This window comes from Marinactinospora endophytica, from assembly GCF_054780875.1.
In genome coordinates this window covers 196,422-216,016 of sequence record NZ_BAAGVM010000002.1, presented here as the reverse complement: position 1 = coordinate 216,016, position 19,595 = coordinate 196,422, and the positions used below count along the sequence as shown (strand labels likewise).

General features: G+C 69.8%; 18 protein-coding genes. 14 read left to right on the top strand and 4 right to left on the bottom strand.

Features of this window, described 5'->3' with window-relative positions; all coding sequences use genetic code 11:
- The 14 genes from ACYVHU_RS04870 (at position 1) to ACYVHU_RS04805 (ending at position 15,661) form a co-directional block, all read left to right on the top strand.
- Positions 1-420 (top strand): heat shock protein transcriptional repressor HspR, encoded by a 420-nt coding sequence (locus ACYVHU_RS04870; RefSeq protein WP_078760721.1) that lies wholly within the window; start codon positions 1-3, stop codon positions 418-420.
- An 87-nt stretch (positions 421-507) separates the two neighbouring features.
- Entirely contained in the window at positions 508-3,117 is a 2,610-nt protein-coding gene (gene clpB / locus ACYVHU_RS04865) for an ATP-dependent chaperone ClpB (RefSeq protein WP_078760722.1), read from the top strand.
- Between the two features lie 226 nt (positions 3,118-3,343).
- The gene (lxmK, locus tag ACYVHU_RS04860) at positions 3,344-4,489 is read left to right on the top strand and encodes a class V lanthionine synthetase subunit LxmK (RefSeq protein ID WP_498947635.1); all 1,146 of its coding nucleotides are present in this window, start codon (positions 3,344-3,346) and stop codon (positions 4,487-4,489) included.
- Positions 4,486-5,487: a T3SS effector HopA1 family protein gene (locus ACYVHU_RS04855; RefSeq protein ID WP_078760724.1), complete on the top strand. Its 1,002-nt coding sequence runs from the start codon at positions 4,486-4,488 to the stop codon at positions 5,485-5,487. The genes lxmK and ACYVHU_RS04855 overlap by 4 nt, the downstream gene beginning before the upstream one ends.
- A gap of 75 nt (positions 5,488-5,562) precedes the next feature.
- Complete coding sequence (locus ACYVHU_RS04850; RefSeq protein ID WP_078760725.1) at positions 5,563-5,787, top strand: LxmA leader domain family RiPP; 225 nt, start codon at positions 5,563-5,565, stop codon at positions 5,785-5,787.
- A gap of 55 nt (positions 5,788-5,842) precedes the next feature.
- The gene (locus tag ACYVHU_RS04845) at positions 5,843-6,013 is read left to right on the top strand and encodes an LxmA leader domain family RiPP (protein WP_159457221.1); all 171 of its coding nucleotides are present in this window, start codon (positions 5,843-5,845) and stop codon (positions 6,011-6,013) included.
- Positions 6,014-6,244: 231 nt separating this feature from the next.
- Positions 6,245-8,008: an ABC transporter ATP-binding protein gene (locus ACYVHU_RS04840; RefSeq protein ID WP_078760726.1), complete on the top strand. Its 1,764-nt coding sequence runs from the start codon at positions 6,245-6,247 to the stop codon at positions 8,006-8,008.
- Between the two features lie 15 nt (positions 8,009-8,023).
- Positions 8,024-8,986 (top strand): LLM class oxidoreductase, encoded by a 963-nt coding sequence (locus ACYVHU_RS04835; RefSeq protein WP_498947631.1) that lies wholly within the window; start codon positions 8,024-8,026, stop codon positions 8,984-8,986.
- Positions 8,983-9,660 (top strand): flavoprotein, encoded by a 678-nt coding sequence (locus ACYVHU_RS04830; RefSeq protein WP_078760728.1) that lies wholly within the window; start codon positions 8,983-8,985, stop codon positions 9,658-9,660. Before ACYVHU_RS04835 ends, ACYVHU_RS04830 begins: the two co-directional genes overlap by 4 nt.
- Entirely contained in the window at positions 9,657-10,556 is a 900-nt protein-coding gene (locus ACYVHU_RS04825) for a hypothetical protein (RefSeq protein WP_498947629.1), read from the top strand. The genes ACYVHU_RS04830 and ACYVHU_RS04825 overlap by 4 nt, the downstream gene beginning before the upstream one ends.
- Before the next feature lie 11 nt (positions 10,557-10,567).
- The gene (locus tag ACYVHU_RS04820; RefSeq protein ID WP_498947627.1) at positions 10,568-13,162 is read left to right on the top strand and encodes a M16 family metallopeptidase; all 2,595 of its coding nucleotides are present in this window, start codon (positions 10,568-10,570) and stop codon (positions 13,160-13,162) included.
- Positions 13,163-13,226: 64 nt separating this feature from the next.
- Positions 13,227-14,129 (top strand): ABC transporter ATP-binding protein, encoded by a 903-nt coding sequence (locus ACYVHU_RS04815; protein WP_235000808.1) that lies wholly within the window; start codon positions 13,227-13,229, stop codon positions 14,127-14,129.
- Complete coding sequence (locus ACYVHU_RS04810) at positions 14,126-14,893, top strand: ABC transporter permease (protein ID WP_078760730.1); 768 nt, start codon at positions 14,126-14,128, stop codon at positions 14,891-14,893. The genes ACYVHU_RS04815 and ACYVHU_RS04810 overlap by 4 nt, the downstream gene beginning before the upstream one ends.
- 30 nt (positions 14,894-14,923) lie before the next feature.
- The gene (locus ACYVHU_RS04805) at positions 14,924-15,661 is read left to right on the top strand and encodes a class I SAM-dependent methyltransferase (RefSeq protein ID WP_498947624.1); all 738 of its coding nucleotides are present in this window, start codon (positions 14,924-14,926) and stop codon (positions 15,659-15,661) included.
- 70 nt (positions 15,662-15,731) lie between these two features.
- Here ACYVHU_RS04805 and ACYVHU_RS04800 read toward each other — a convergent pair whose 3' ends face one another.
- The 4 genes from ACYVHU_RS04800 to ACYVHU_RS04785 all read right to left on the bottom strand — a co-directional run bounded on the left by ACYVHU_RS04800 (position 15,732) and on the right by ACYVHU_RS04785 (position 19,240).
- The gene (locus ACYVHU_RS04800; protein WP_159457222.1) at positions 15,732-15,905 is read right to left on the bottom strand and encodes a hypothetical protein; all 174 of its coding nucleotides are present in this window, start codon (positions 15,903-15,905) and stop codon (positions 15,732-15,734) included.
- A 113-nt stretch (positions 15,906-16,018) separates the two neighbouring features.
- Positions 16,019-16,876 carry an ABC transporter permease gene (locus ACYVHU_RS04795; RefSeq protein ID WP_078760732.1) on the bottom strand — a complete coding sequence of 286 codons (858 nt, stop codon included), beginning with the start codon at positions 16,874-16,876 and terminating at the stop codon, positions 16,019-16,021.
- On the bottom strand, positions 16,873-17,841 hold the full coding sequence (locus tag ACYVHU_RS04790) for an ABC transporter ATP-binding protein (protein ID WP_078760733.1): 969 nt from the start codon (positions 17,839-17,841) through the stop codon (positions 16,873-16,875). The genes ACYVHU_RS04795 and ACYVHU_RS04790 overlap by 4 nt, the downstream gene beginning before the upstream one ends.
- A gap of 16 nt (positions 17,842-17,857) precedes the next feature.
- A complete protein-coding gene (locus ACYVHU_RS04785) occupies positions 17,858-19,240 on the bottom strand; it encodes an AAA family ATPase (RefSeq protein WP_078760734.1) in 1,383 nt (460 codons plus the stop codon).
- Positions 19,241-19,595 lie beyond the last annotated feature (355 nt).

The window sequence follows — 19,595 nt, the reverse complement described above, 5'->3', positions numbered from 1 at the left end:
ATGAACGACCAGCTCTTCGGCGATGACAGCCCGGTCTACGTCATCTCCGTGGCCGCCGAGCTGTCGGGACTACACCCACAGACGCTGCGACAGTACGACCGTCTCGGCCTGGTCTCGCCGGGCCGTACGGCCGGTCGCGGCCGACGCTATTCGATGCGGGACATCCAGATGCTGCGCGAGGTGCAGCGCCTCTCCCAGGAAGAGGGCATCAACCTCGCCGGGATCAAACGCATCCTCGAACTCCAGCGCGAGGTGGCCGAGCTCCACGAGCACCTGTTCCACCTGCGCAACGAACTCGACGCGGCGCGCAACGCCGTGGCCAGGCGCACCGCCGGCCGGCCCGCCGGCGGCGAGCTGCTGCCGGTGCGGCGCACCCGCGTCACGATCTTCGAAACCGGTACCCGGCCTCCCGAGCAGTAGGGCCGCCTCGCCCGTCGGGCCGGGCGGCGGGCCGGGTACCGGGTGCAGACGACGTCATGGCGATTTTCGCAAGGGGGCGGCAAGGGCATGGATTACAAACTCACCCGTAAGAGCCAGGAGGCCGTCTCGGCGGCGATCCGGCGCGCGACCACGGACGGCAGTCCGCAGGTCGAGCCGGTCCACCTGCTGGCGGCCCTCCTCGCCCAGGGCGAGGGGATCATCCGGCCGCTGCTCAAGGAGGTCGGGGTCGACCCCGACGAGGTGAACCGCAGGGTCGAGGAGGCCATCGCGGGCCTGCCGAAGGCCGCCGGCGCGTCGGTGAGCGCCCCGGCCAGTTCCCGGCAGCTCATCATCTCGCTGAACACCGCGGCGCAGCGCGCCCAGCAGATGGAGGACGAGTACGTCTCCACCGAGCACCTGCTCGTCGGGCTGGCCGCGGACGGGGGCGAGGCGAGCCAGGTCCTGCGCGGGGCCGGCGCGTCCCCCGAGGCGCTCCTGGAGGCGTTCGAGCGTGTGCGCGGACACGGCCGCGTCACGTCGGAGAACCCCGAGGAGACCTACCAGGCGCTGGAGAAGTACGGCGTCGACCTGACCGCGCGGGCGCGCTCCGGCGGGCTCGACCCCGTCATCGGGCGCGACTCCGAGATCCGCAGGGTCGTCCAGGTCCTGTCACGGCGCACCAAGAACAACCCGGTCCTCATCGGCGAGCCCGGCGTGGGCAAGACCGCCGTCGTCGAAGGGCTCGCCCAGCGCATCGTGGCCGGTGACGTGCCCGAGTCGCTGCGGGACAAGCGCCTCATCTCGCTGGACCTGCCCGCGATGGTGGCGGGGGCGAAGTACCGGGGCGAGTTCGAGGAGCGGCTGAAGGCCGTGCTCACCGAGATCAAGGAGAGCGACGGCCAGGTCATCACCTTCATCGACGAGCTGCACACCGTGGTCGGCGCCGGCGCGGCCGAGGGCGCGATGGACGCCGGCAACATGCTCAAGCCCATGCTGGCCCGTGGCGAGCTGCGCATGGTCGGCGCGACCACCCTGGACGAGTACCGCGAGCGGATCGAGAAGGATCCCGCCCTGGAGCGCCGCTTCCAGCAGGTGTTCGTGGGCGAGCCGTCGGCCACCGACACCATCGCGATCCTGCGCGGCCTGAAGGGCCGCTACGAGGCCCACCACAAGGTGCAGATCTCCGACCAGGCGCTGGTCGCGGCGGCGACGCTGTCCGACCGCTACATCACCGCCCGGTTCCTTCCGGACAAGGCGATCGACCTGATCGACGAGGCCGCGTCCCGGCTGCGCATGGAGATCGACTCCCGCCCGGTCGAGATCGACGAGCTCCAGCGGGCCGTGGACCGCCTGAAGATGGAGGAGATGGCGCTGGAGAAGGAGTCCGACGCGGCCAGCCGGCAGCGTCTGGACCGCCTGCGCGCCGACCTCGCCGACAAGCAGGAGCAGCTCAACGGCCTGGTGGCCCGTTGGGAGCAGGAGAAGGCCGGCCTGAACCGGGTGGGTGAGCTCAAGGAGCGGCTGGACGCCCTGCGCGGCCAGGCCGAACGCGCCCAGCGCGACGGGGACTTCGAGGCCGCCTCGCGGTTGATGTACGGCGAGATCCCCCAGCTGGAGAAGCAACTGGAGGAGGCGTCGTCGGCCGAGGCCGAGGCCGAGCGCGAGGCCGGCGCCACGATGGTCAAGGACGAGGTCGGCGCGGACGACGTCGCCGACGTCGTGTCCTCCTGGACCGGCATCCCGGTCGGGCGCCTGCTGGAGGGCGAGACCTCCAAGCTGCTGCGCATGGAGGAGGAGCTGGGCCGGCGGCTCATCGGCCAGTCCAAGGCCGTGCGCGCGGTCTCCGACGCGGTGCGCCGCGCCCGCGCCGGCATCTCCGACCCCGACCGCCCCACCGGCTCCTTCCTGTTCCTCGGCCCCACCGGCGTGGGCAAGACCGAGCTGGCCAAGGCGCTGGCGGAGTTCCTGTTCGACGATGAGCGCGCGATCGTGCGCATCGACATGAGCGAGTACTCCGAGAAGCACTCGGTCTCGCGGCTGGTCGGCGCGCCTCCCGGCTATGTCGGCTACGAGGAGGGCGGTCAGCTCACCGAGGCGGTGCGGCGCCGGCCCTACACGGTCGTGCTGCTCGACGAGGTCGAGAAGGCGCACATCGAGGTCTTCGACACGCTGTTGCAGGTCCTCGACGACGGCCGGCTGACCGACGGCCAGGGCCGCCAGGTGGACTTCCGCAACACGCTGCTCATCTTGACCTCGAACCTGGGGTCGCAGTTCCTGGTGGACCCCTCGCTGGACGAGCAGGCCCGTGAGGACAGGGTCATGACCGTGGTCCGCTCCACCTTCAAGCCGGAGTTCCTCAACCGGCTGGACGACGTGATCATGTTCGACGCGCTGTCCACCACGGAGCTGACGAAGATCGTCGACCTCCAGGTCGACCGGTTGGCGCGGCGCCTCGCCGACCGCCGGCTGCGCCTGGACGTCACCCCCGCGGCGCGCGAGTGGCTCGCGCTCACCGGTTACGACCCGGTGTACGGTGCCCGCCCGCTGCGCAGGCTGGTCCAGTCGTCGATCGGCGATCCGTTGGCCAAGGCGCTGTTGTCGGGTGAGCTGCACGAGGGCGACACCGTCGTGGTCGACCTCGACGAGTCCAAGGACGCGTTGAGCGTCTCCCCCGCGGGCGCCGCGGCGGCGGCCTGACGGCGAGGGCCGCTCCTCTCCGAAGTGACGCTCCCGGTCTCCGACGAGACCGGGAGCGTTCGTCATACGAACGGCGGAACTGCCCGTCAACTGCCGTTTCCCTGCCGCCTCTAACTGCCGTATCTCCGAGGGGTGCCTGGTTACTGTTCGGGCATGCCAGTCCGACAGAACTCACCGAGCGGGTGCGCTCGCTCCTCATCGGCTTCGGCCGGGATCGTGGGCGACCATGGGTGAACCCGCGGTGGCCGCCACGGCCGAAGGGGGTCATCAGGGACGGACCTCGCCTTATGCGCCCGCCGATCTCGATCGGGTCCCCGCCGTGGAGGCCCTGCTGGTCCGTCTCGGACTCGGCCCGTTGGATCGGGACACCCTGTCCGCGCCTCCCGGGCGTAACCAGGTCTGGGTCGGCGAGACCCCCGTCCGGAAGGTGTTCGTCAAACGACTCGTCGGGGCCGAGCCGGACGTGCGTTCCAGGATGGCGCGCCTCATGGCCTTCCAGCGCTTCGCGGCCTCCCTTCCCCCCGGAAGCCTCCGGGTACCCGAGCTCCTGGGCTGTGACCCCGAGGCGGGCATCGTCGTCTTCGAGGGCGTCGACGGCGCCGTCAGCGGCGCGTCACTGATGGTCGACGAGGAGTTCGGCGAGGAGTTGTCGAGACTCACGGGGGAGGCGCTCGGTCTGGTACACGCCGCCACTCCTCCCGCGGACACGATGGTCACGGAGGCTCCCCCCATCCAGCCGTCCGTGGAACTGCTCGAAGCACTGCCCTCGGTGATGTTCGACCAGCTCAGCTTCGGCGAGCTCCAGGCGTGGCAGCTGATGCAGGGCGACCCCGAACTGGCCCGTGCCGTGGCCGGGCTCCGGCGTCGAGAACAGATGGCCCCCAAGGTCCCCGCCCATTGCGACTTCCGGGTCGACCAGCTCCTGGTCGCCGACGGCACGGTGCTCATCTCCGACTGGGAGGAGTTCCGGCTGGCGGACCCCGCCCGGGACGTCGGCGGCTTCGCCGGCGAGTGGCTGTACCGCTCGGTCCTCGACATCGTGACCACGCGCGGCGGCGCCGAACCGATCGCCGACGAGCTGACCCACGAGACGGTCATCCAGCGGGGAGCCGCGAGCCTGGAACGCCTTCGCCCGCACATCGAGCAGTTCTGGCGGGGATACGTCGGTGTCCGTGGCGAGACGGTGGACGGCGAGCTCGCCGAGCGTGCGACGGCCTTCGCCGGTTGGCACCTGCTCGATCGCCTGCTCGCCGGAAGTTCCCGCACCTCCAAACTCTCCGGTATCGAACGCGCCGCCGCGGGGATCGGGCGGACCGCCCTGTTGTCTCCTGACCGGTTCGCGTCGGCGATCGGCCTGGGAAGGATGCCATGACCGTCACCGTTTCCCCGCGGAAGAGCGGCACGGACCACACCGGCCGGCTCTCCCCCCGCCTGTTGCAGGCCCTCGAACGGGTCCGAATCCGTCCCGATCTTCGCGGTGCCGTCGTCGACGGCCAGGAGATCGAGGCCGATGACCACCATGACCTGCGTCGCAAGCTCTCGACGACGTTGTACGAGGTCTTCCACGCCGGACGTTCCACTGCCGGGGACGCGGTCCCCTTCCACATCCGTGATCCACGGCTCGAACGGGAACTCGCCGAGCGCGTGCCCCATCGGGAGACCGTGACGCGCGTGGTGCTGTGCAGCGACCCGGAGGTCTCCGAGACGTCGGGGCGCACGGTCGTCGTGCAACGCGACGGGGTACGGATCAGGGTCGCGGCCGACCGGATCCGGTCGGAGGGGGCCTCCGTCGGAGCCGTCGTGGACATGGTGGTCTCCCCGTGCAGGGCCGCGTTGTCCCCCGGGTTCTTCCTGGTGGACGGGACACGTTCCGTCCACTCCGCCGGCCCGATCCTGCGTCTGTACGTCCACCTGGAGAAGGCCGAGGCCGCCCTCCTCGTCTGGGAACACGTCCTGCGCCTCCTTGAGGAGAGCCAGACGCCGTACCGGGCGAAGGTGCTGTCGTCGGACGTGCTGTTCCCCCGCTCCGATGGCCTGGTGGTCTACCTGCGCCCCGACTCCGCGCACATCGCCCGGCGGATCCCCGCCCTGCTGCGCGGCGTCGATGGCATCGGGACACGGACCTCGGTCTTCGCCGTACCGATCAGCCCCGGTGTCGCCATCGCCCGGGAGCCCGAGGACCCCCGTCCCCACATGCGCGGACTGAGCTTCGGCCAGCACCGGGCCGGGGTGCTCGCCCAGGCCCTGGTGGAATCCGTCCGCGACGAACTCCCGGTGGAGGAGGTGATCGGACAACAGTTCACCGAGGCCGGAATATGCGCTTCGGAACCCGCTCGGAACATCGGCGATGCGGAATTCGCCGAAAGTTGAAACCGACACGGTTGCAGGGAGTGGGTATACACATTCCCTGTTTCCAGGTCGGCTCTCAACAGAAAAGAGCGAAAAGTGCAGAAGAACCTGGCGATCATGGAACTGATGGAGGGCTACGGGGCCTACACCGACGTGGCCGAGCTGAACATCAGCGCCGCCGCCGACGCCCCCGCGTCGATCACCGTCACCACGGTTTCGATCACCACCCTTCCCTGCATCTACGCCGCTTCCGCCGTGAGCTCCGCCCCCTGTGCGGCGTTCAGCGGCGGCGTGGCGGCCACGGTCGTCAACGGCTGCTGACCCCCCCCCGAAAATCCCCTTTCACCCCCCACTATCACCGAAAAGGAAAAGAGCCATGGAGAAGTCCAACGAGATCATGGAATTGATCTCCGGGTACCAGACCTGGACGGACGCGGACGCGATGAACGTTTCCTCCGAGTCCGAGGCTCCCGCTGCGACGACGACCTTCTGCGCGTTCACCGTCAGCTACGCCTTCACCCGACAGACCGTCATCGACGGCTGCTGATAACCCCATGACGGCGGCGTTCCCGTGCCCTGCCGGGGACGCCGTCCACTCCCTGACCGAACGGTCGATACCAGCGCGCGACCGTTCGGCGATGTCCGCGGGCGCGGAGTCCGGCCTTCCCCGGCCCGCGCCCGCCCCCCAGGGACGGACGTGGCGGACGGAAGGACGCACAGACGCCTCACCCGGGCCCGACACGGATGCCGACGAACACATTCCGCAGGAGAGACCCGCATGGAACAGGAAGACCCGCATCGGGAGTTCAAGATCCTCCCGGAACTGCTTCAGGGCGGGAAGGGCACGATGGTGGTCATCGCCCTGCTCTCCCTCGTGTCGGCGATCGCCTCCTTGGCGTTGCCCATGGTGGCCGCCGCGCTCATCGCGGCTCTCCAGGAGGGGAAGGGGCTCTCGTCCTGGGCGGTGGCGATGATCGGCGTGGGCGCCGCGACCGCGATCTCGGGTGCGCTCTCCTCCTACCTCCTGGCGAAGCTGGGACACCGCATGCTCTACCGGGTCCGTGTCAGGACCATGCGGCACGCGCTGGGGGTGAGCCTGCGTGACGCCCGCAGGGAGGGCAGCGGCAACCTGGCCGCCCGGTTGACCGCCGACGCCTCCCAGCTCAAGAACGCGGTCGACATCGGCCCGATCCAGCTCCCCATGGCCGCTATCACGCTGCTCGGCACCCTCGTGGTCATGTGCGTCTTGGACTGGGTCCTGCTTCTCATCACCCTGGCCGCGTTCGCCGTCGCGATCGGAATCATCGCGGCCGTGATCGTCTCCCTACGGCGCAGATACCAGGCGGTGCAGAACGAGATCGGCAGTCTCTCCGAGGACTTCGTCGCGGCCTTGGACGCGCTGCCGATCATCAAGGCGTGCCGGGCCGAGCAGACGGTGGCGGGAGACCTGTCCCGAAACGCCGAACGCGTCGCGGACGTGGAGATCGGCACGGCACGGGTCGAGAGCCTGATGGTCCCGATCATCAACCTGGGACAGCAGATCGCGCTCGTGAGCGTCATCATCGGCGGAGGCGCCCGGCTGGTCGACGGTGAGCTTCCCCTCTCGTCCTTCGTCGCCTTCCTGCTCTACCTGCTCCAACTCGCCGCCCCTCTCATGATGGCGGTGTCGGGGATCGCCACGCTCCAGGCGGGCATGGTCGCGCGCAAACGCTTCAACGACGTGTTCGCGCTCCCCTTCGAGCAGACCTCGGTCCCCGCGCGCAGGAGCGTGTCCCCCTCCACCCCCTCCCCCGACGCGCCGGCCCTGCGCTTCGAGGACGTGACCTTCGGATACGACGACGCCCCGGTCCTGCGCGGTGTCGACTTCACCGTTCCACGACGCGGGCTCACGGCACTGGTCGGACTCTCGGGGGCGGGGAAGACCACCGTCCTCGGGTTGACCGAGCGCTTCATGACGCCTGACTCCGGGCTCATCACCGTGTTCGGTCGCCCCCAGGAGGCGTTGAGCGCCGAGGAGCTACGCGGCCTTCTCGCCTACGTGGACCAGGGGTTCACCCTGCTGCGTGACGACATCCGCGGCAACCTGACGCTCGGTCTGACGGCGCCTCCCTCCGACGAGGTGCTGCTGGACTGCCTGGACACGGTGGGACTCGGTGACGTGGTCCGCGCCCTTCCGGACGGTTTGGACACGGTCCTGGGCGGAGCGAACGATCTGTCCGGCGGCCAGCGTCAACGCCTGGCCCTGGCTCGGGCGCTGCTCAGCGACGCCCGGCTGGTGCTGCTGGACGAACCCACCTCGCAGCTGGACGGCGTGAACGAGCAGCGGCTCCGCAACGCCGTGGACGTCCTCGCGGTGGATCGCGCCCTCCTCGTCGTGGCCCACCGGATCTCCACCGTGCAGCACGCCGACCACGTGATCGTGCTGGGAGACGGCCGGACCGTCGCGGAGGGGACCCACGAAGAACTGCTGAAGAGCTGCCCCGAGTACGCCGATCTCGTCAGGGGGCGGTCGACGGGTGTCTCCTCATCCGTACTCGTCTGAACGATTGGGTGGCCAATGACCGAATACTCGATTCTCGCGCCCGTCGTGCCGCTGAGAGCCGAACAGCTCCTCCCCTACGCGGCGCTGGTGCAGTGGAGCGCCGCTCGTCGCCTGTGGCAGGGGCAGGCGACGGTCAGCGACCCACACCAGATGTTCACCGCTGCGGCGGTCGCCGGATTCCGGGTGCCGGTGGGCACCGGGGTCACCCTGATGCCGCTCCGGCATCCGCTGGAGGCGGCCCTCCAGGCCAAGAGCCTGGCCGTGACGACCGGGCATCCGGTGGTGGCGGGTTTCGGGCCGGGTGCGCGGGTGTTCCAGTCCAGCGTTCTGGGCCGCCCCTACGCGAGCCCGCTTCAGGCGACACGCGAATACGCCACGATCGTCAAAAAGCTGGTCTCCGGTGAGGTCGTCAACCTCGCCGGGGAGTACTTCCACTGCGAGAACGGTCTACCGTCCCTCCCAAGCCCTCCGGTCGAAGTGGGCATCGGCGTGCTACGCCCGCGTATGGCCGAGCTCGCCGGGGAGATCGCCGACGTGGCGATCACCTGGCTGACCCCGGCGTCCTACCTTCGCGACACGCTGATGCCCGCCCTGCGCGCGGGCGCGGCAAAGGCCGGCCGGCCCGTCCCCCGGGTCGTCGCCATCGTCCCCCTGGCCCTGAGCGGAGAGGGCCGCGATGGGCTCACTTTGGCGTTGACCAGCAACATGGGCCACATCTCCCTGCCCCACTACGTCGACATGCTGCGCCGATCGGGCATCCCCATCGACCCGGAGGACCCGCTCTCCGGCGCGCGCGCCCTGATCAAGGGCGGCGCCTTCCTGTTCGGCGACCCGGCGACCGTGGCCGAGGGGCTGGACGGGTTCCGGGCGGCGGGCGCCGACGAGATCGTCCTCAACGTCTCCGGGGTCTGCCGGCAGTACGGGGCGAAGACGTCGCTGCTGGAGCTGGAGACGGTCTTGACCGAGGTGACGCGATGAGCGAGACCGAACCGCCCCGTTCCGAGGCCGGGGAGCGGGCCGCGCTGCTCGGGGTGCCCGAGTTCGGGGTGTCCCGGCTCCTCCTCGTCGCCACCGGCTCGGTCTCGACCGCGGACCTGCCGTTCTGGGGGACCTGGCTGCGCACCTGCTACCCCGACCTGGAGATCATGCTCGCCCTCACCAGGAGCGCCCGCCGCTTCGTCACCCCGACCGCGTTGCACGGCCGGATCAACGGGGAGGTGATCCCCGACACCTGGCCGGAGGACGATCCGCGGGCCCTGCACGTCGAACTCGCCGAGTGGGCCGAGGCCGTCCTGGTCTATCCGGCGACCCTGCACTTCACGGCCCGCCTGGCGCTGGGCCTGGCCGACAGTCCCGCGCTCCTGGCCGCCCAGTGCACGAAGGCCCCCATCGTCGTGGCCCCCGCTCTTCCTCCTGGTGGCGTGGACAGCCCCGCCTATCTGGCGCACCGCTCGGCGCTCGCCGCCCGGCCCAATGTCGTCGTCATGCCGCCACGCCCCGGCATCAGTGTGACGACAGGACGTCCGGGCGCCTGGGCTCCCGCCCTGCTCCCGCACTGTCTGGAGGCTCTGGAGCGGTTGCGCGACGCCCGGGACCCCGGCTCCCGGGAGGAGACGGACGTCAGCGGGGCCGCTTCGGAGGCGTCCGCATGACGACGCGACCCGCGGCCTCCTCCGCCGACACGCGACCGCGGCTGGTGTTCGGGACGGGGCTCCTGAGGACCTCGATCAGCCCGGCCGGGGCGGGATTCCTGTGGCGGCGTTCCCCGGGACCGCTGGCGGACTCCGCCTTCACCCCGATCGATCCGGTTCTCCGTTCCCTCGTGGAGGCGGCCACCGCGGGGAACAGCGTGGCCGTGTCCGTGGGCCGGGCGGAGGGACCGAGCAGGATCTACCGGACAGAAGGGGTGGAATCTCTCGCCGGTCGGCTGCTACGCGCCGGACCGGACACGGATCTGGTCCCCCTGTTCAGGGGAGTCGGCCACGCCCTGCGCGCGGTGCACTCGGTGACGCCTCCGGCCGATCATCCCCTTCCCCGGATCCCCCGGGGCATGGCCCGGCTCGACACGTGGCTGTCCCGGCGCCCGGTCCACGGCTTCGCCGGGGAGGCCGCCGCCCTGGTCCACGACCGGATCGGCGCCGAGCGCTGGAGCCGGCTGTGCGCCTGGAACGAGCAGGCGCTCCACGATCCCGACCGGGTCGTGGCGCACGGCGCGCCCAGCCTGGGAGCGCTGGTCCCCGGCGTCTCGGCTCCCGCGGTCCTCCTGAGCGGAGAGGACCTGTGCCTGGCCCCCTGGACGTTCGACCTCGGTTGGGTCACCGGTGAGCTGATCGAGATCAAGTGGCAGATCGGGGGAGCCGCGCCCGCGTGGCAGGCCCTGCTGGACGCCCTCTACGAGGGGTACGGACGGACCCCGGAGAGCGCCTGGAACCGCCTGGCCGCCCTCCGCCTCGCACTGCACCTCCACGACTTCACCGCCTATGTCGGCGGCACGCCCCCCGAGGTGCAGCGGTACGCGGACTTCCTCGGATTCCTGATCGACCTGTGACAGGAGACAACGTGACCACCGCCAAGGAGCCGCACCGCTCCCGGCCCCACCGGATGACACTGGCCAACGGACTCACGGTGATCCTGGAACCCGACCCCCGGATCCCGAGGGTGGGGATCACCGTGCACTACGGGGTCGGATTCCGTTCGGAGCCGCCGGGGCGGGAGGGGTTCGCCCACCTCTTCGAACACCTGATGTTCCAGGGAAGCGAGAGCCTGCCGGACGGCCGTTTCCACGATCACGTCCACCGGGTGGGCGGCGTCGTCAACGGCACCACCCACCAGGACTACACCGACTACTACCAGGTCGTGCCGTCGGCCTCTCTCGAACAGGCGCTGTTCAGCGAGGCCGACCGGATGAGGGCACCTCGTTTCACCCCGCGCAACCTCGCCGAGCAGCTCACAGCGGTCGGGGAGGAGATCCATCAGGCGACCGTGGCCCGCCCCTACGGGGGTTTCCCGTGGCCTCTGTTGCCCCGTGCCGTGTACCGCTCCTTCCCCAACGCCCACGACGGATACGGCGACGTCGACCGGCTCCGCCGCATCACGGTGGACGACTGCGCGGACTTCTTCCAGACCCACTACGCGCCCGGCAACGCGGTCCTGACGCTGTCCGGCGGTTTCGACCCCGAGCAGGCGGTGGTACTGGTCGAACGCCACTTCGGCGACATCGCGCCCCGCCCTGTTCCCCCCGCGGTGGACCAGGCCGAACCGCCCCTGACCGAGACCCGGTGGACGTTCTGCTCCGAACCCGGTGTTTCGGGGACGGCGTTGGCGATCGGCCACCGGCTTCCCGATCCCGGAACCGACCTGGAGGGCTACCTCGCCCACCTGGTCCTCGCCCGCGTCCTGACCGACCGCCATCGGGACGCGTCCGGCAGGGCGGCGATCACCACCAGCTGCGGGTTCTTCGGAGCCCTGGACGCGCGCGACCCCGACACCATGATCATCAGCGCGGCCCTGCCGGGCGGTCTTGACCCCCGGCGCATGGTGGACGCCGTCCACGACCAGCTACGGCGGTGGGCGGACGAGCCCGACCCCGGTGGCGCCGACGCGACACGCTCCCTGATCGCCGAGCACCACACACGCTACGGTGACATATGCGAGCGGAGCCGCGCCCTGGGACGCCTGGAGATCCTGTTCGGGAGGGCGGAACTCCTCGACGAGCTACCCGACCGGATCGGGAGGATCGGTCCGGAACAGGTCGCCACGGCCGCCCGCTCCCTGGCCGCCGCGCACCCGGGTGTCCTGGCGATCCGGCCGGGGACACAGCGCCTCCGGCCATCGGTCCCGGCCGTTCCCGCCGCCACCGCTTCCCGGACCAGCGCCGAGGAGGTCGGCCGCACTCCGGCGGGGCCGCGTCCGCTTCCTCCCCTGGGCCCCGTCCGGACGCCGCGCCTGGACGGACTGGGCGACACCACCATCGGCGGTGTCCGGGTCGTCGCCCTGCCCGACGACCGCACGCCACTGGCCCACATCCGGCTGCGTCTCCCCCTGGGGCGGTCCGGGTGGACCGATCCCGGTGGGGTCGACGCCCTCCTGGACCTCCTGCGCGGCCGTGTCCGAGACGGTGAAACGCCGGACCGTTCCGTCTCCCTCACCACCGACGGCCAATGGATCGACGCCGCCTGCACCGCCTACCGGCAGGAGCTCGGCCCCGCCCTGGCCGTGCTCGTCGCCGCGCTGTCGGCGGAGGGGACCCCCCTCGGTCCGCCGTCCCCCTCTCCCGCGGCGCCACGCTCGCTGGAACGCCTCGCCGACGACCTGATCCGGACCCGTTGGGCGGGGCGCCCGGAGGAGGGAGCGGGGACCCGGCCGGATTCCATCGAGGCGTTACACCGCTCGATCACGCGCACGCCGGGGGGCCTGCTCGTCGTGGTCGGCGGCGGCACCGCGGAGACGGTGTTCGCGACCGCGCGAAACGCGTTGTCCCCGTGGCCCGCCCCGTCTCCCGCCGCGACGTTCCCCCCGCCCCCTCCCAGCGGTCTGTTCGCGCTGCCCCGGCCGGGGTCGGGGATCGTCCACGCCACTCTGTGCGCGGCGGAGCCCACCTCGGGGCCGGGGGAGGCCGCTCGTTATCTCGCCACCGCCGTCTTCGGTGGTTACTTCCGCTCCCGGTTGGCCGTCCGGGCCACCCGGCGTGGGGAGGCCGGGTACGTGGCGTCGGCGGGACGGGACGTGCTTCTCGATCGGTCACGGGCGTTCGTCCGTGCCACGGTCGCCCCCGAGCTCGTGGACGTCCTGCTGAACGACGTGCGGTTGGAGGCACGGCGTCTGTCGGAGGAGCCGCCGGACGAGATCGAGGTGGATGCGGCGCGTTCCTTCTGCGCCGCGCAGATGCTGTCGGCGTTCGACTCCCCCTCCCTCACCGCGGACGTGCTGCGGGCGACCGTCTCCGCCGGGCGGAGCCCGTCCTGGCTCGCGGAGCTGCCGGACGTGTTGCGCGACGTCACGGTGGCCGAGGTCGCCGCGGCCGGACGCGAGCTGTTCGGTCCGATCCCGTTGGAAGGGGTGGTGGCCGGAGAGGTCGACCCCGCCCGGTTCCCCGCATCGGTACCAGAGCCTTCCAGCGTCCCCGCCCCGCAGGGCGTTCCCCTTCTCCGATAAAGCGCGGCGGGGCATGCCACGCACGTCAGCCATGCCCCCCGGAAGCGACAACGACAGGGAAGCGATGACCACTGCCATCGAGATAACAGATCTGAGGAAGTCGTTCGGCGGCGTACCCGCCGTCGACGGCGTGTCCCTCACCGTGCAGGCCGGTACGATCACCGGCTACCTCGGCCCGAACGGCGCCGGAAAGACGACCACCCTGCGCTGCCTCCTCGGTTTGGTCGCCCCTGACAGTGGGACATGCCTGGTCAACGGGCGCCGTTACGCCGATCTGCCCAAGCCGATCACCGAGGTCGGCGCGGTACTGGAGGCGACCGGCTTCCATCCGTCCCGGAGCGCCCGCGACCACCTGGCCATCATGTGCGCGGCGGCCGGGCTTCCCCGGGCCAGGGTCGATGAGGCCTTGGGCGAGGTCGGTCTCGCCCACGCCGCGAACAAGCGGGTCGGGGGGTTCTCTCTCGGAATGCGGCAGCGTCTCGCCCTCGCCGGAGCGCTCCTCGGGCGACCGAAGATCCTCATCCTCGACGAACCCGCCAACGGCCTCGACCCCGCGGGCATCGAGTGGTTGCGCGGCTTCCTCCGGCACTGGGCCCACGAGCTCGGCGCCGCGGTTCTCGTCTCCAGCCACGTCCTCGCCGAGGTGGAGCAGACCGTGGACAACGCCATCATCATCGCCGGCGGCAGACTGGTCCGCCACGGCAGCATCGCCGACCTCACCCGGGGAGAACAGCAGATCCGGATACGGGCCCTCGGGGATTTCCGTCCCGTCTTGGAGGGCGCCGGTGCCCGGGTGACCGAGGGACCCGACGGTGTTTTGCGGGTGAAGGGCATGAGCATCGACGAGGTGGGCCGGCTCGCCCTGAACTCTCGTGTGGTGCTGACCGAGATCAGCGAGGAGCGGTACGACCTCCACCGCGTCTTCCTGGACCTGACCGACGCGCGCACGGAGGGTGCCCACTCATGACCGGCCTGGTGAAAGCGGAACTGCGCAAGTTCTTCAGTACGCGCCTGTGGTGGATCATGCTCCTGGTCGTGCTGGCGTGGACGGGGCTGGGGCTCTCGTTGTCCATCGCCCTGGCCGGCATGGAGGGGCAGCCCGCGCGGGACACCGTCGAGTTCCAGCAGATGGCGTGGATCTACGGTGGCGGGACGTCGAGCTTCACCATGATCCTCGGAATCGTCATGATGACGAGCGAGTACCGCCACCGCACCTTCAACAGCACCTTCCTGGTGACTCCCGTGCGGGGCCGCGTCATCGTCGCCAAGCTCGTCACCGGTCTGCTGGTCGGCCTGCTGTTCGGCGCGGCCGTCATGACGCTCACCGCGGCGGCCGTCATTCCCGCGACGCTGACGGCCGGCGGGGAGTTCTCCCCCTTCGCCAACGAGATCCCGCGTATGACCGCCGGCGTGGTCGCCGCGATCACGCTCTACGTCCTTCTCGGCATCGGTCTGGGCGCGCTGATCCGCAACCAGGTCGGCGCCATCATGACCGGCATCGTGTGGACCTTCCTGCTGGAGACCATCGTGGTCTCCGTCCCCGGCCTCCAGGAGTTCGGCAAGTGGACTCCCGGCGGGGTGACGACGGCCCTGTACGACACCGGGGCCGACTTCGGTTTCGGAGCGGCGGAGGTCCTTCCGATGGGAACCGCGGTGGCCCTCCTCACCGGTTACGCGCTCCTCTTCTCCCTGATCGCCTCCTTCACCACCGTCCGCCGCGACCTTGTCTGACCGGTCCTCACCCGCCCAGGAAGGCCCCTCATGGAACTCGACCCGGCTCTCTACGGCGAAGGCATCGCCGACATCTACGACCTCGTCTATCCGGCCACGCCGGAAGTCGACCACGCGGTCGATTTCGTGCAGAAGCGCTGCCGGGACAACGGGACGGTCCTGGAGTTCGGGATAGGAACGGGACGGATCGCCCTCCCCCTCGCCGAACGAGGCGTCACCGTGCACGGGGTGGACGCCTCTCAACGGATGCTGGACCGGCTGGCGGAGAAGATCACCGGCCAACCGGTCACCGCCTCCCTCGGCGACTTCGCGACGGTCAGGTGCGACGGGCGGTTCGACGTCGTCCTCCTGGCCATCAACACCTTCTTCATGCTGCCGACCCAGGAACTCCAGATCGCCTGCCTGGAGAACGCCCGGCGCCATCTCGCGGAGGACGGGAAGGTCATCATCGACGTCTACGAACCGACCCGGTTCCACTCACTGGATCGGACGGACACCACGATCCAGCACCTGGACCGGGAGTCCATCCTGTTGTGCAGCCTCCAGGTGGACCGGGTCAACCAGATGGCGGCCATCGGGCAGATCCTGATGCGCTCCGGCGAGATGCACAAGACGCCGGAGATCAGCCGTTACGCCTGGCCCGCGGAGATGGACCTGATGGCCCGCATCGCGGGGCTGCGCCTCACGGAGCGCTGGGAGGACTGGCAGGAACACCGGTTCGACCACCGTTCCACCAGGCACGTGTCCGTCTACGAGGCCCAAGGCTAGACGACGGGAGGCACACCGCGGCCGGGGAGGGAGCAGCGTGCTCCCTCCCCGGCCGCGGTGTGGCGTCTACTCACTCACCGCCCCCACCCCCGTGATCGCCCCCGCCGTCCGCTCCACCGCGTCCCGAGTCACCGTCGACGACCACGCCCCCGGCTCCTCCCCGTCCGCGCACGCCCATGAAGAGCACGAACAGGAACGCCCCCAGAGCGATCACTCCGACGACCGTCACGACGGTCTCCACCATCCGAAGGTTCCTTTCAGTACGGCCTTCTCGTTACTCCCGCGCACCGGGACCCCGATGGCGGGTGGAGTGGGCGGATGCCGGTGGAGGTGCCCGCGACCGGCATCCGCCCGATGTCACACGGTGCTCTGCATGGCCTTCTCCCTGGCCTCGGCCATCCGCGACCCCGACTCCCGCTGCGCCGCCCGGCGCAACAGGATCGGGGCCACGACGAGGCCGACGACCGTCCACAGACCGAGCACCCCGGCCGTCTCCAGGTGCCGCCAGGACTCCCCGATCTCGACGGCGAGCATCGCATCGGGCAGGAAGACCGAACGCATGCCCAGACCGACCCAGTACAGCGGGAAGACCTGGGCGATCCACTGCGCCCATTCGTGTACCGCGGAGAACTGGAAGAAGATCCCCGAGATCATGGTCAGCCCCATGACCGGGATCATCAGCAGCCCCATGGTCGAGCGCGGGCTTTTGATCAGCGAACCGAGAACCGCGCCGATCGGCACGGTGGCGGTGATCCCCAGAAGGAGCACCCAGGCGAAGGTGAACCAGTCCCCCTGCGTGCCGAACGCGAAACCGTCGATGAGGAGGAAGGGCGGGAACAGGACGATGGCGGTGTTGGTGGCGGTGACCAGCAGGACGTGCACGGCCTTGCCGACGAAGTACCCCACCATCCCCTTCGGCAGCGCCTTGGCCCGCAGCAGGGTTCCGTCCTCACGTTCGGTCGCGAGGATCTGGGCGACGGTGATGATGCCGCCCATCGCGACGAGGAACCCGATGGCGCTGGCGATGATCATGGCCCCGACCGAGACCTCGGCCCCCTCGACCGTCGAGTCCTGGAGGAGGAAGGCCACCACCAGGAAGACACCGCTCGTCCCGAAGTAGTTGAACAGGTCCTGGCTGTTGGAGAAGGACTGCCGGTACTCCTCCCAGCCCCGGGACGCTCCCGCGAGGACGGCGTTCACGGTGATGTTGTTCATCGGTTCTCCTCCGCGGGCTCTGGAGTGATCTCTGCGGAGGCGTCCTGACCGTCGCGTTTGACCATCGTGATGTAGACCTCTTCCAGGTCCGCCCGGTCCACTTCGATTCCGGACACCTCGTCCCCGTACCTCTCGAAGAGGTCGCGGATGAACGTCGTGCTGTTGTCGACCGCCTCGGTGAAACGGCGTCCGCCCCGGGTCCAACTCACCCGTTGCCTGCTCTGGATCCGGGCGGCGAGCTCGCTGGCGCTTCCGTCGGCGACGATACGCCCGTCGGCCAGGATCAGGATGCGGTCCGCCAGTTTCTCGGCCTCGTCCAGATCATGGGTGGTCAACAGGACCGTGGTGTCCTCGAGATCCGACAGCCGGCGCACCAGGTCGTGGAAGTCCCGGCGCGCCTCCGGGTCGAACCCGGCCGTCGGCTCGTCCAGGAACAGGACCTCCGGACGCCCCACGATCCCGATCGCCACGTCCAGCCGACGGCGTTGCCCGCCCGACAGCGCCGCGATCCGTTTGCCCGCGTGTTCCTCCAGCCCCACCTCCCTGATCAGCTCGTCGACGTCCCACGGCCGGGGTCGGCCGGGCTCGGAGAAGGGGACGTAGAACCGGGCGAAGTGGGCCAGGAGCCGGCCGACCTCCCACCTCCCGTGGTCACGCCAGGACTGGAGCACGATCCCCAGCCGTGCCCGCCACCGTTCGTCCCCCTTCGCCGGGTCCGCCCCCAAGACCTCGACCCGGCCCGAGGAGCGGTTCCGGAAGCCCTCGAGGATCTCGATCGTCGTGGTCTTGCCCGCCCCGTTGGGGCCGAGCAGGGCCAGCACCTCACCACGCCGGGCGGTGAAGTCCACTCCCTTCAGTACCTCTGTGGGGCCGTAACTCATTCGCAGATCACGCACGTCGATGACCTTCTCCGTGGCCGGTTCTCCCGGAGAGGAACGTGTGGCACGTGGCTCTTCGTGTTCCATCCTCTGACTTTCGCTCTCATTCGTTGCGGTATGGGACGTGGGCATGGGGTGTGGGACCGGGGAAGGCGGAGTGGTCCCCCGTTCCCCCCTCCGGCCAGGGCATCGGGGCGTCGGGCACGACGGTGTGGTGCAGCGCGTGGACCAGGTTGAGCACCTGGAAACGGACGCGGTGCTGATCGGAGCGGACCAGGCCGCGGAGCAGCAGTTCTCGCAGAACACGTCCGGAGTCCGTCAGCGAGTGGCCCGTGTACTCGGCGATGCGCCCGATCGAGAAGGCGGAGCCGGATTCGCAGAGCCGGGCGAGCACAGCGCGCTGGTCCGGGTCCAGCAGCGCTATCGCCCCTTTCAGTCCTTCCTCGACCCTGTTCCTCTCCCACGTCTCGGTGAACGGGGAGAGCAGGTTCAACGGCTCCTCCGTCAGACACTGGAGGAGGACCGGGAAGTCGTAGACGGCCAGCCAGGAGGCCGCGGCCTCCAGCGCCAGCGGCAGGCCGTCGAGCCTGCGGCAGATGGCGGCGATCAACTGGACGTCCTGGTCGTGCAGGGTGAATCCCGGCCGGACCGTTCTGAGATGTTCCAGGAACAGGCGGACCGACGCCACCCGGAGCAGGTCGGCGGAGGAGCGCTGGTCCCGGACGTCGGGCAGTTCGAGCGGCATGAGCGCGAAGACCTGTTCCCCGGGGATCCCATGGGGGCGCCCGGAGGTACTGAGGATCCGCACTTCCGGGCACTCCCCGAGGAACGCGGTGACGCGATCGTGCCCGAGCGGGAGCGAACGGGTTCCGTCCAAGACGAGCAGGACACGGCGGTCTCCGATGAGGGCGGCGAGCTCCTTTGCCCCCGCCTCGTCCTCCGGGGAGGAGACGTCGCCGAAGAGGGCGCTGATGGCCGTTCGGATCCGTCTGGGTAACCGGTCCCGTTCCTCCGAGGAGTTCCAGAGCACCGGCCAGCCGAAACCGGCGTGCAACCGGGAGGCGACCTCCGTGGCCAGGCGCGTCTTGCCCACGCCGGTGACTCCGGTCACGGTGACCAACCGGCCCCGTCCCGTCAGGAGCATCTCCTCCAGGGCCGCGACCTCGTCGTCCCTCCCCACGATCACGCCCTGGGGAGACGGCGGGGTGGTCGACTCCACGCCGAGATCACCGGCGACCTGTCCGCCGTCCTCCCCCCATCCCGCCGCCGCTTCCAGGTCCGCACGCTGACGGTCGCTCAACCGGAGTCCTTTGGCGATGAGGCGGACCGTATCCTGACGTGGGCGAATCGCCCTCCCGTGTTCCAGGTCCCGGATCGCGCGGATACTGACCGTGGAGAGATCGGCCAGTTGCCGCTGGGTGAGACCGATCCGCATGCGGTGGTCCCGAACCAAGCGGCCGAAACGCCGTCCGTCCAAAACACTCATCTTCCACGTTGGCCTTTCGTTCTGAAACGCCGAAACTGCCGTCTCTCATCATTGGGATCGCACTATCAGGGCACCATCACGCGGCCGACCAGGAGAGACAAACAACGAAGCGGATCAGAGGGGTGACTCTGCGCAATCCAGACACATGAAAGAAATCCGATAAAAGGGATGAAAGTTAATTTCGGCGCCCCACCCGACGAAGAGTCTTTGATAGCGCGGAGATAGGACGGTGATAACCAGAGAATTAGACTCTCCACTACCGTCTGGTCGCAGATAGTCACCGATCGGCAAGAAAGGTGCCCCCGTGCTCACCACAGCCCCCGGCACACAGCGGCTCGGCCCCGGCTCCGCCAAC

Bases quoted from the DNA above. Each gene is read 5' to 3' on its own strand.
- ACYVHU_RS04840 (WP_078760726.1), top strand. From the start codon at position 6,245: ATGGAACAGGAAGACCCGCATCGGGAGTTCAAGATCCTCCCGGAACTG.
- ACYVHU_RS04870 (WP_078760721.1), top strand. From the start codon at position 1: ATGAACGACCAGCTCTTCGGCGATGACAGCCCGGTCTACGTCATCTCC.
- ACYVHU_RS04815 (WP_235000808.1), top strand. From the start codon at position 13,227: ATGACCACTGCCATCGAGATAACAGATCTGAGGAAGTCGTTCGGCGGC.
- ACYVHU_RS04810 (WP_078760730.1), top strand. From the start codon at position 14,126: ATGACCGGCCTGGTGAAAGCGGAACTGCGCAAGTTCTTCAGTACGCGC.
- ACYVHU_RS04785 (WP_078760734.1), bottom strand. From the start codon at position 19,240: ATGAGTGTTTTGGACGGACGGCGTTTCGGCCGCTTGGTTCGGGACCAC.
- clpB (WP_078760722.1), top strand. From the start codon at position 508: ATGGATTACAAACTCACCCGTAAGAGCCAGGAGGCCGTCTCGGCGGCG.
- ACYVHU_RS04830 (WP_078760728.1), top strand. From the start codon at position 8,983: ATGAGCGAGACCGAACCGCCCCGTTCCGAGGCCGGGGAGCGGGCCGCG.
- ACYVHU_RS04800 (WP_159457222.1), bottom strand. From the start codon at position 15,905: ATGGTGGAGACCGTCGTGACGGTCGTCGGAGTGATCGCTCTGGGGGCG.
- ACYVHU_RS04790 (WP_078760733.1), bottom strand. From the start codon at position 17,841: ATGGAACACGAAGAGCCACGTGCCACACGTTCCTCTCCGGGAGAACCG.
- ACYVHU_RS04835 (WP_498947631.1), top strand. From the start codon at position 8,024: ATGACCGAATACTCGATTCTCGCGCCCGTCGTGCCGCTGAGAGCCGAA.
- ACYVHU_RS04855 (WP_078760724.1), top strand. From the start codon at position 4,486: ATGACCGTCACCGTTTCCCCGCGGAAGAGCGGCACGGACCACACCGGC.
- ACYVHU_RS04825 (WP_498947629.1), top strand. From the start codon at position 9,657: ATGACGACGCGACCCGCGGCCTCCTCCGCCGACACGCGACCGCGGCTG.
- lxmK (WP_498947635.1), top strand. From the start codon at position 3,344: ATGGGTGAACCCGCGGTGGCCGCCACGGCCGAAGGGGGTCATCAGGGA.
- ACYVHU_RS04845 (WP_159457221.1), top strand. From the start codon at position 5,843: ATGGAGAAGTCCAACGAGATCATGGAATTGATCTCCGGGTACCAGACC.
- ACYVHU_RS04805 (WP_498947624.1), top strand. From the start codon at position 14,924: ATGGAACTCGACCCGGCTCTCTACGGCGAAGGCATCGCCGACATCTAC.
- ACYVHU_RS04795 (WP_078760732.1), bottom strand. From the start codon at position 16,876: ATGAACAACATCACCGTGAACGCCGTCCTCGCGGGAGCGTCCCGGGGC.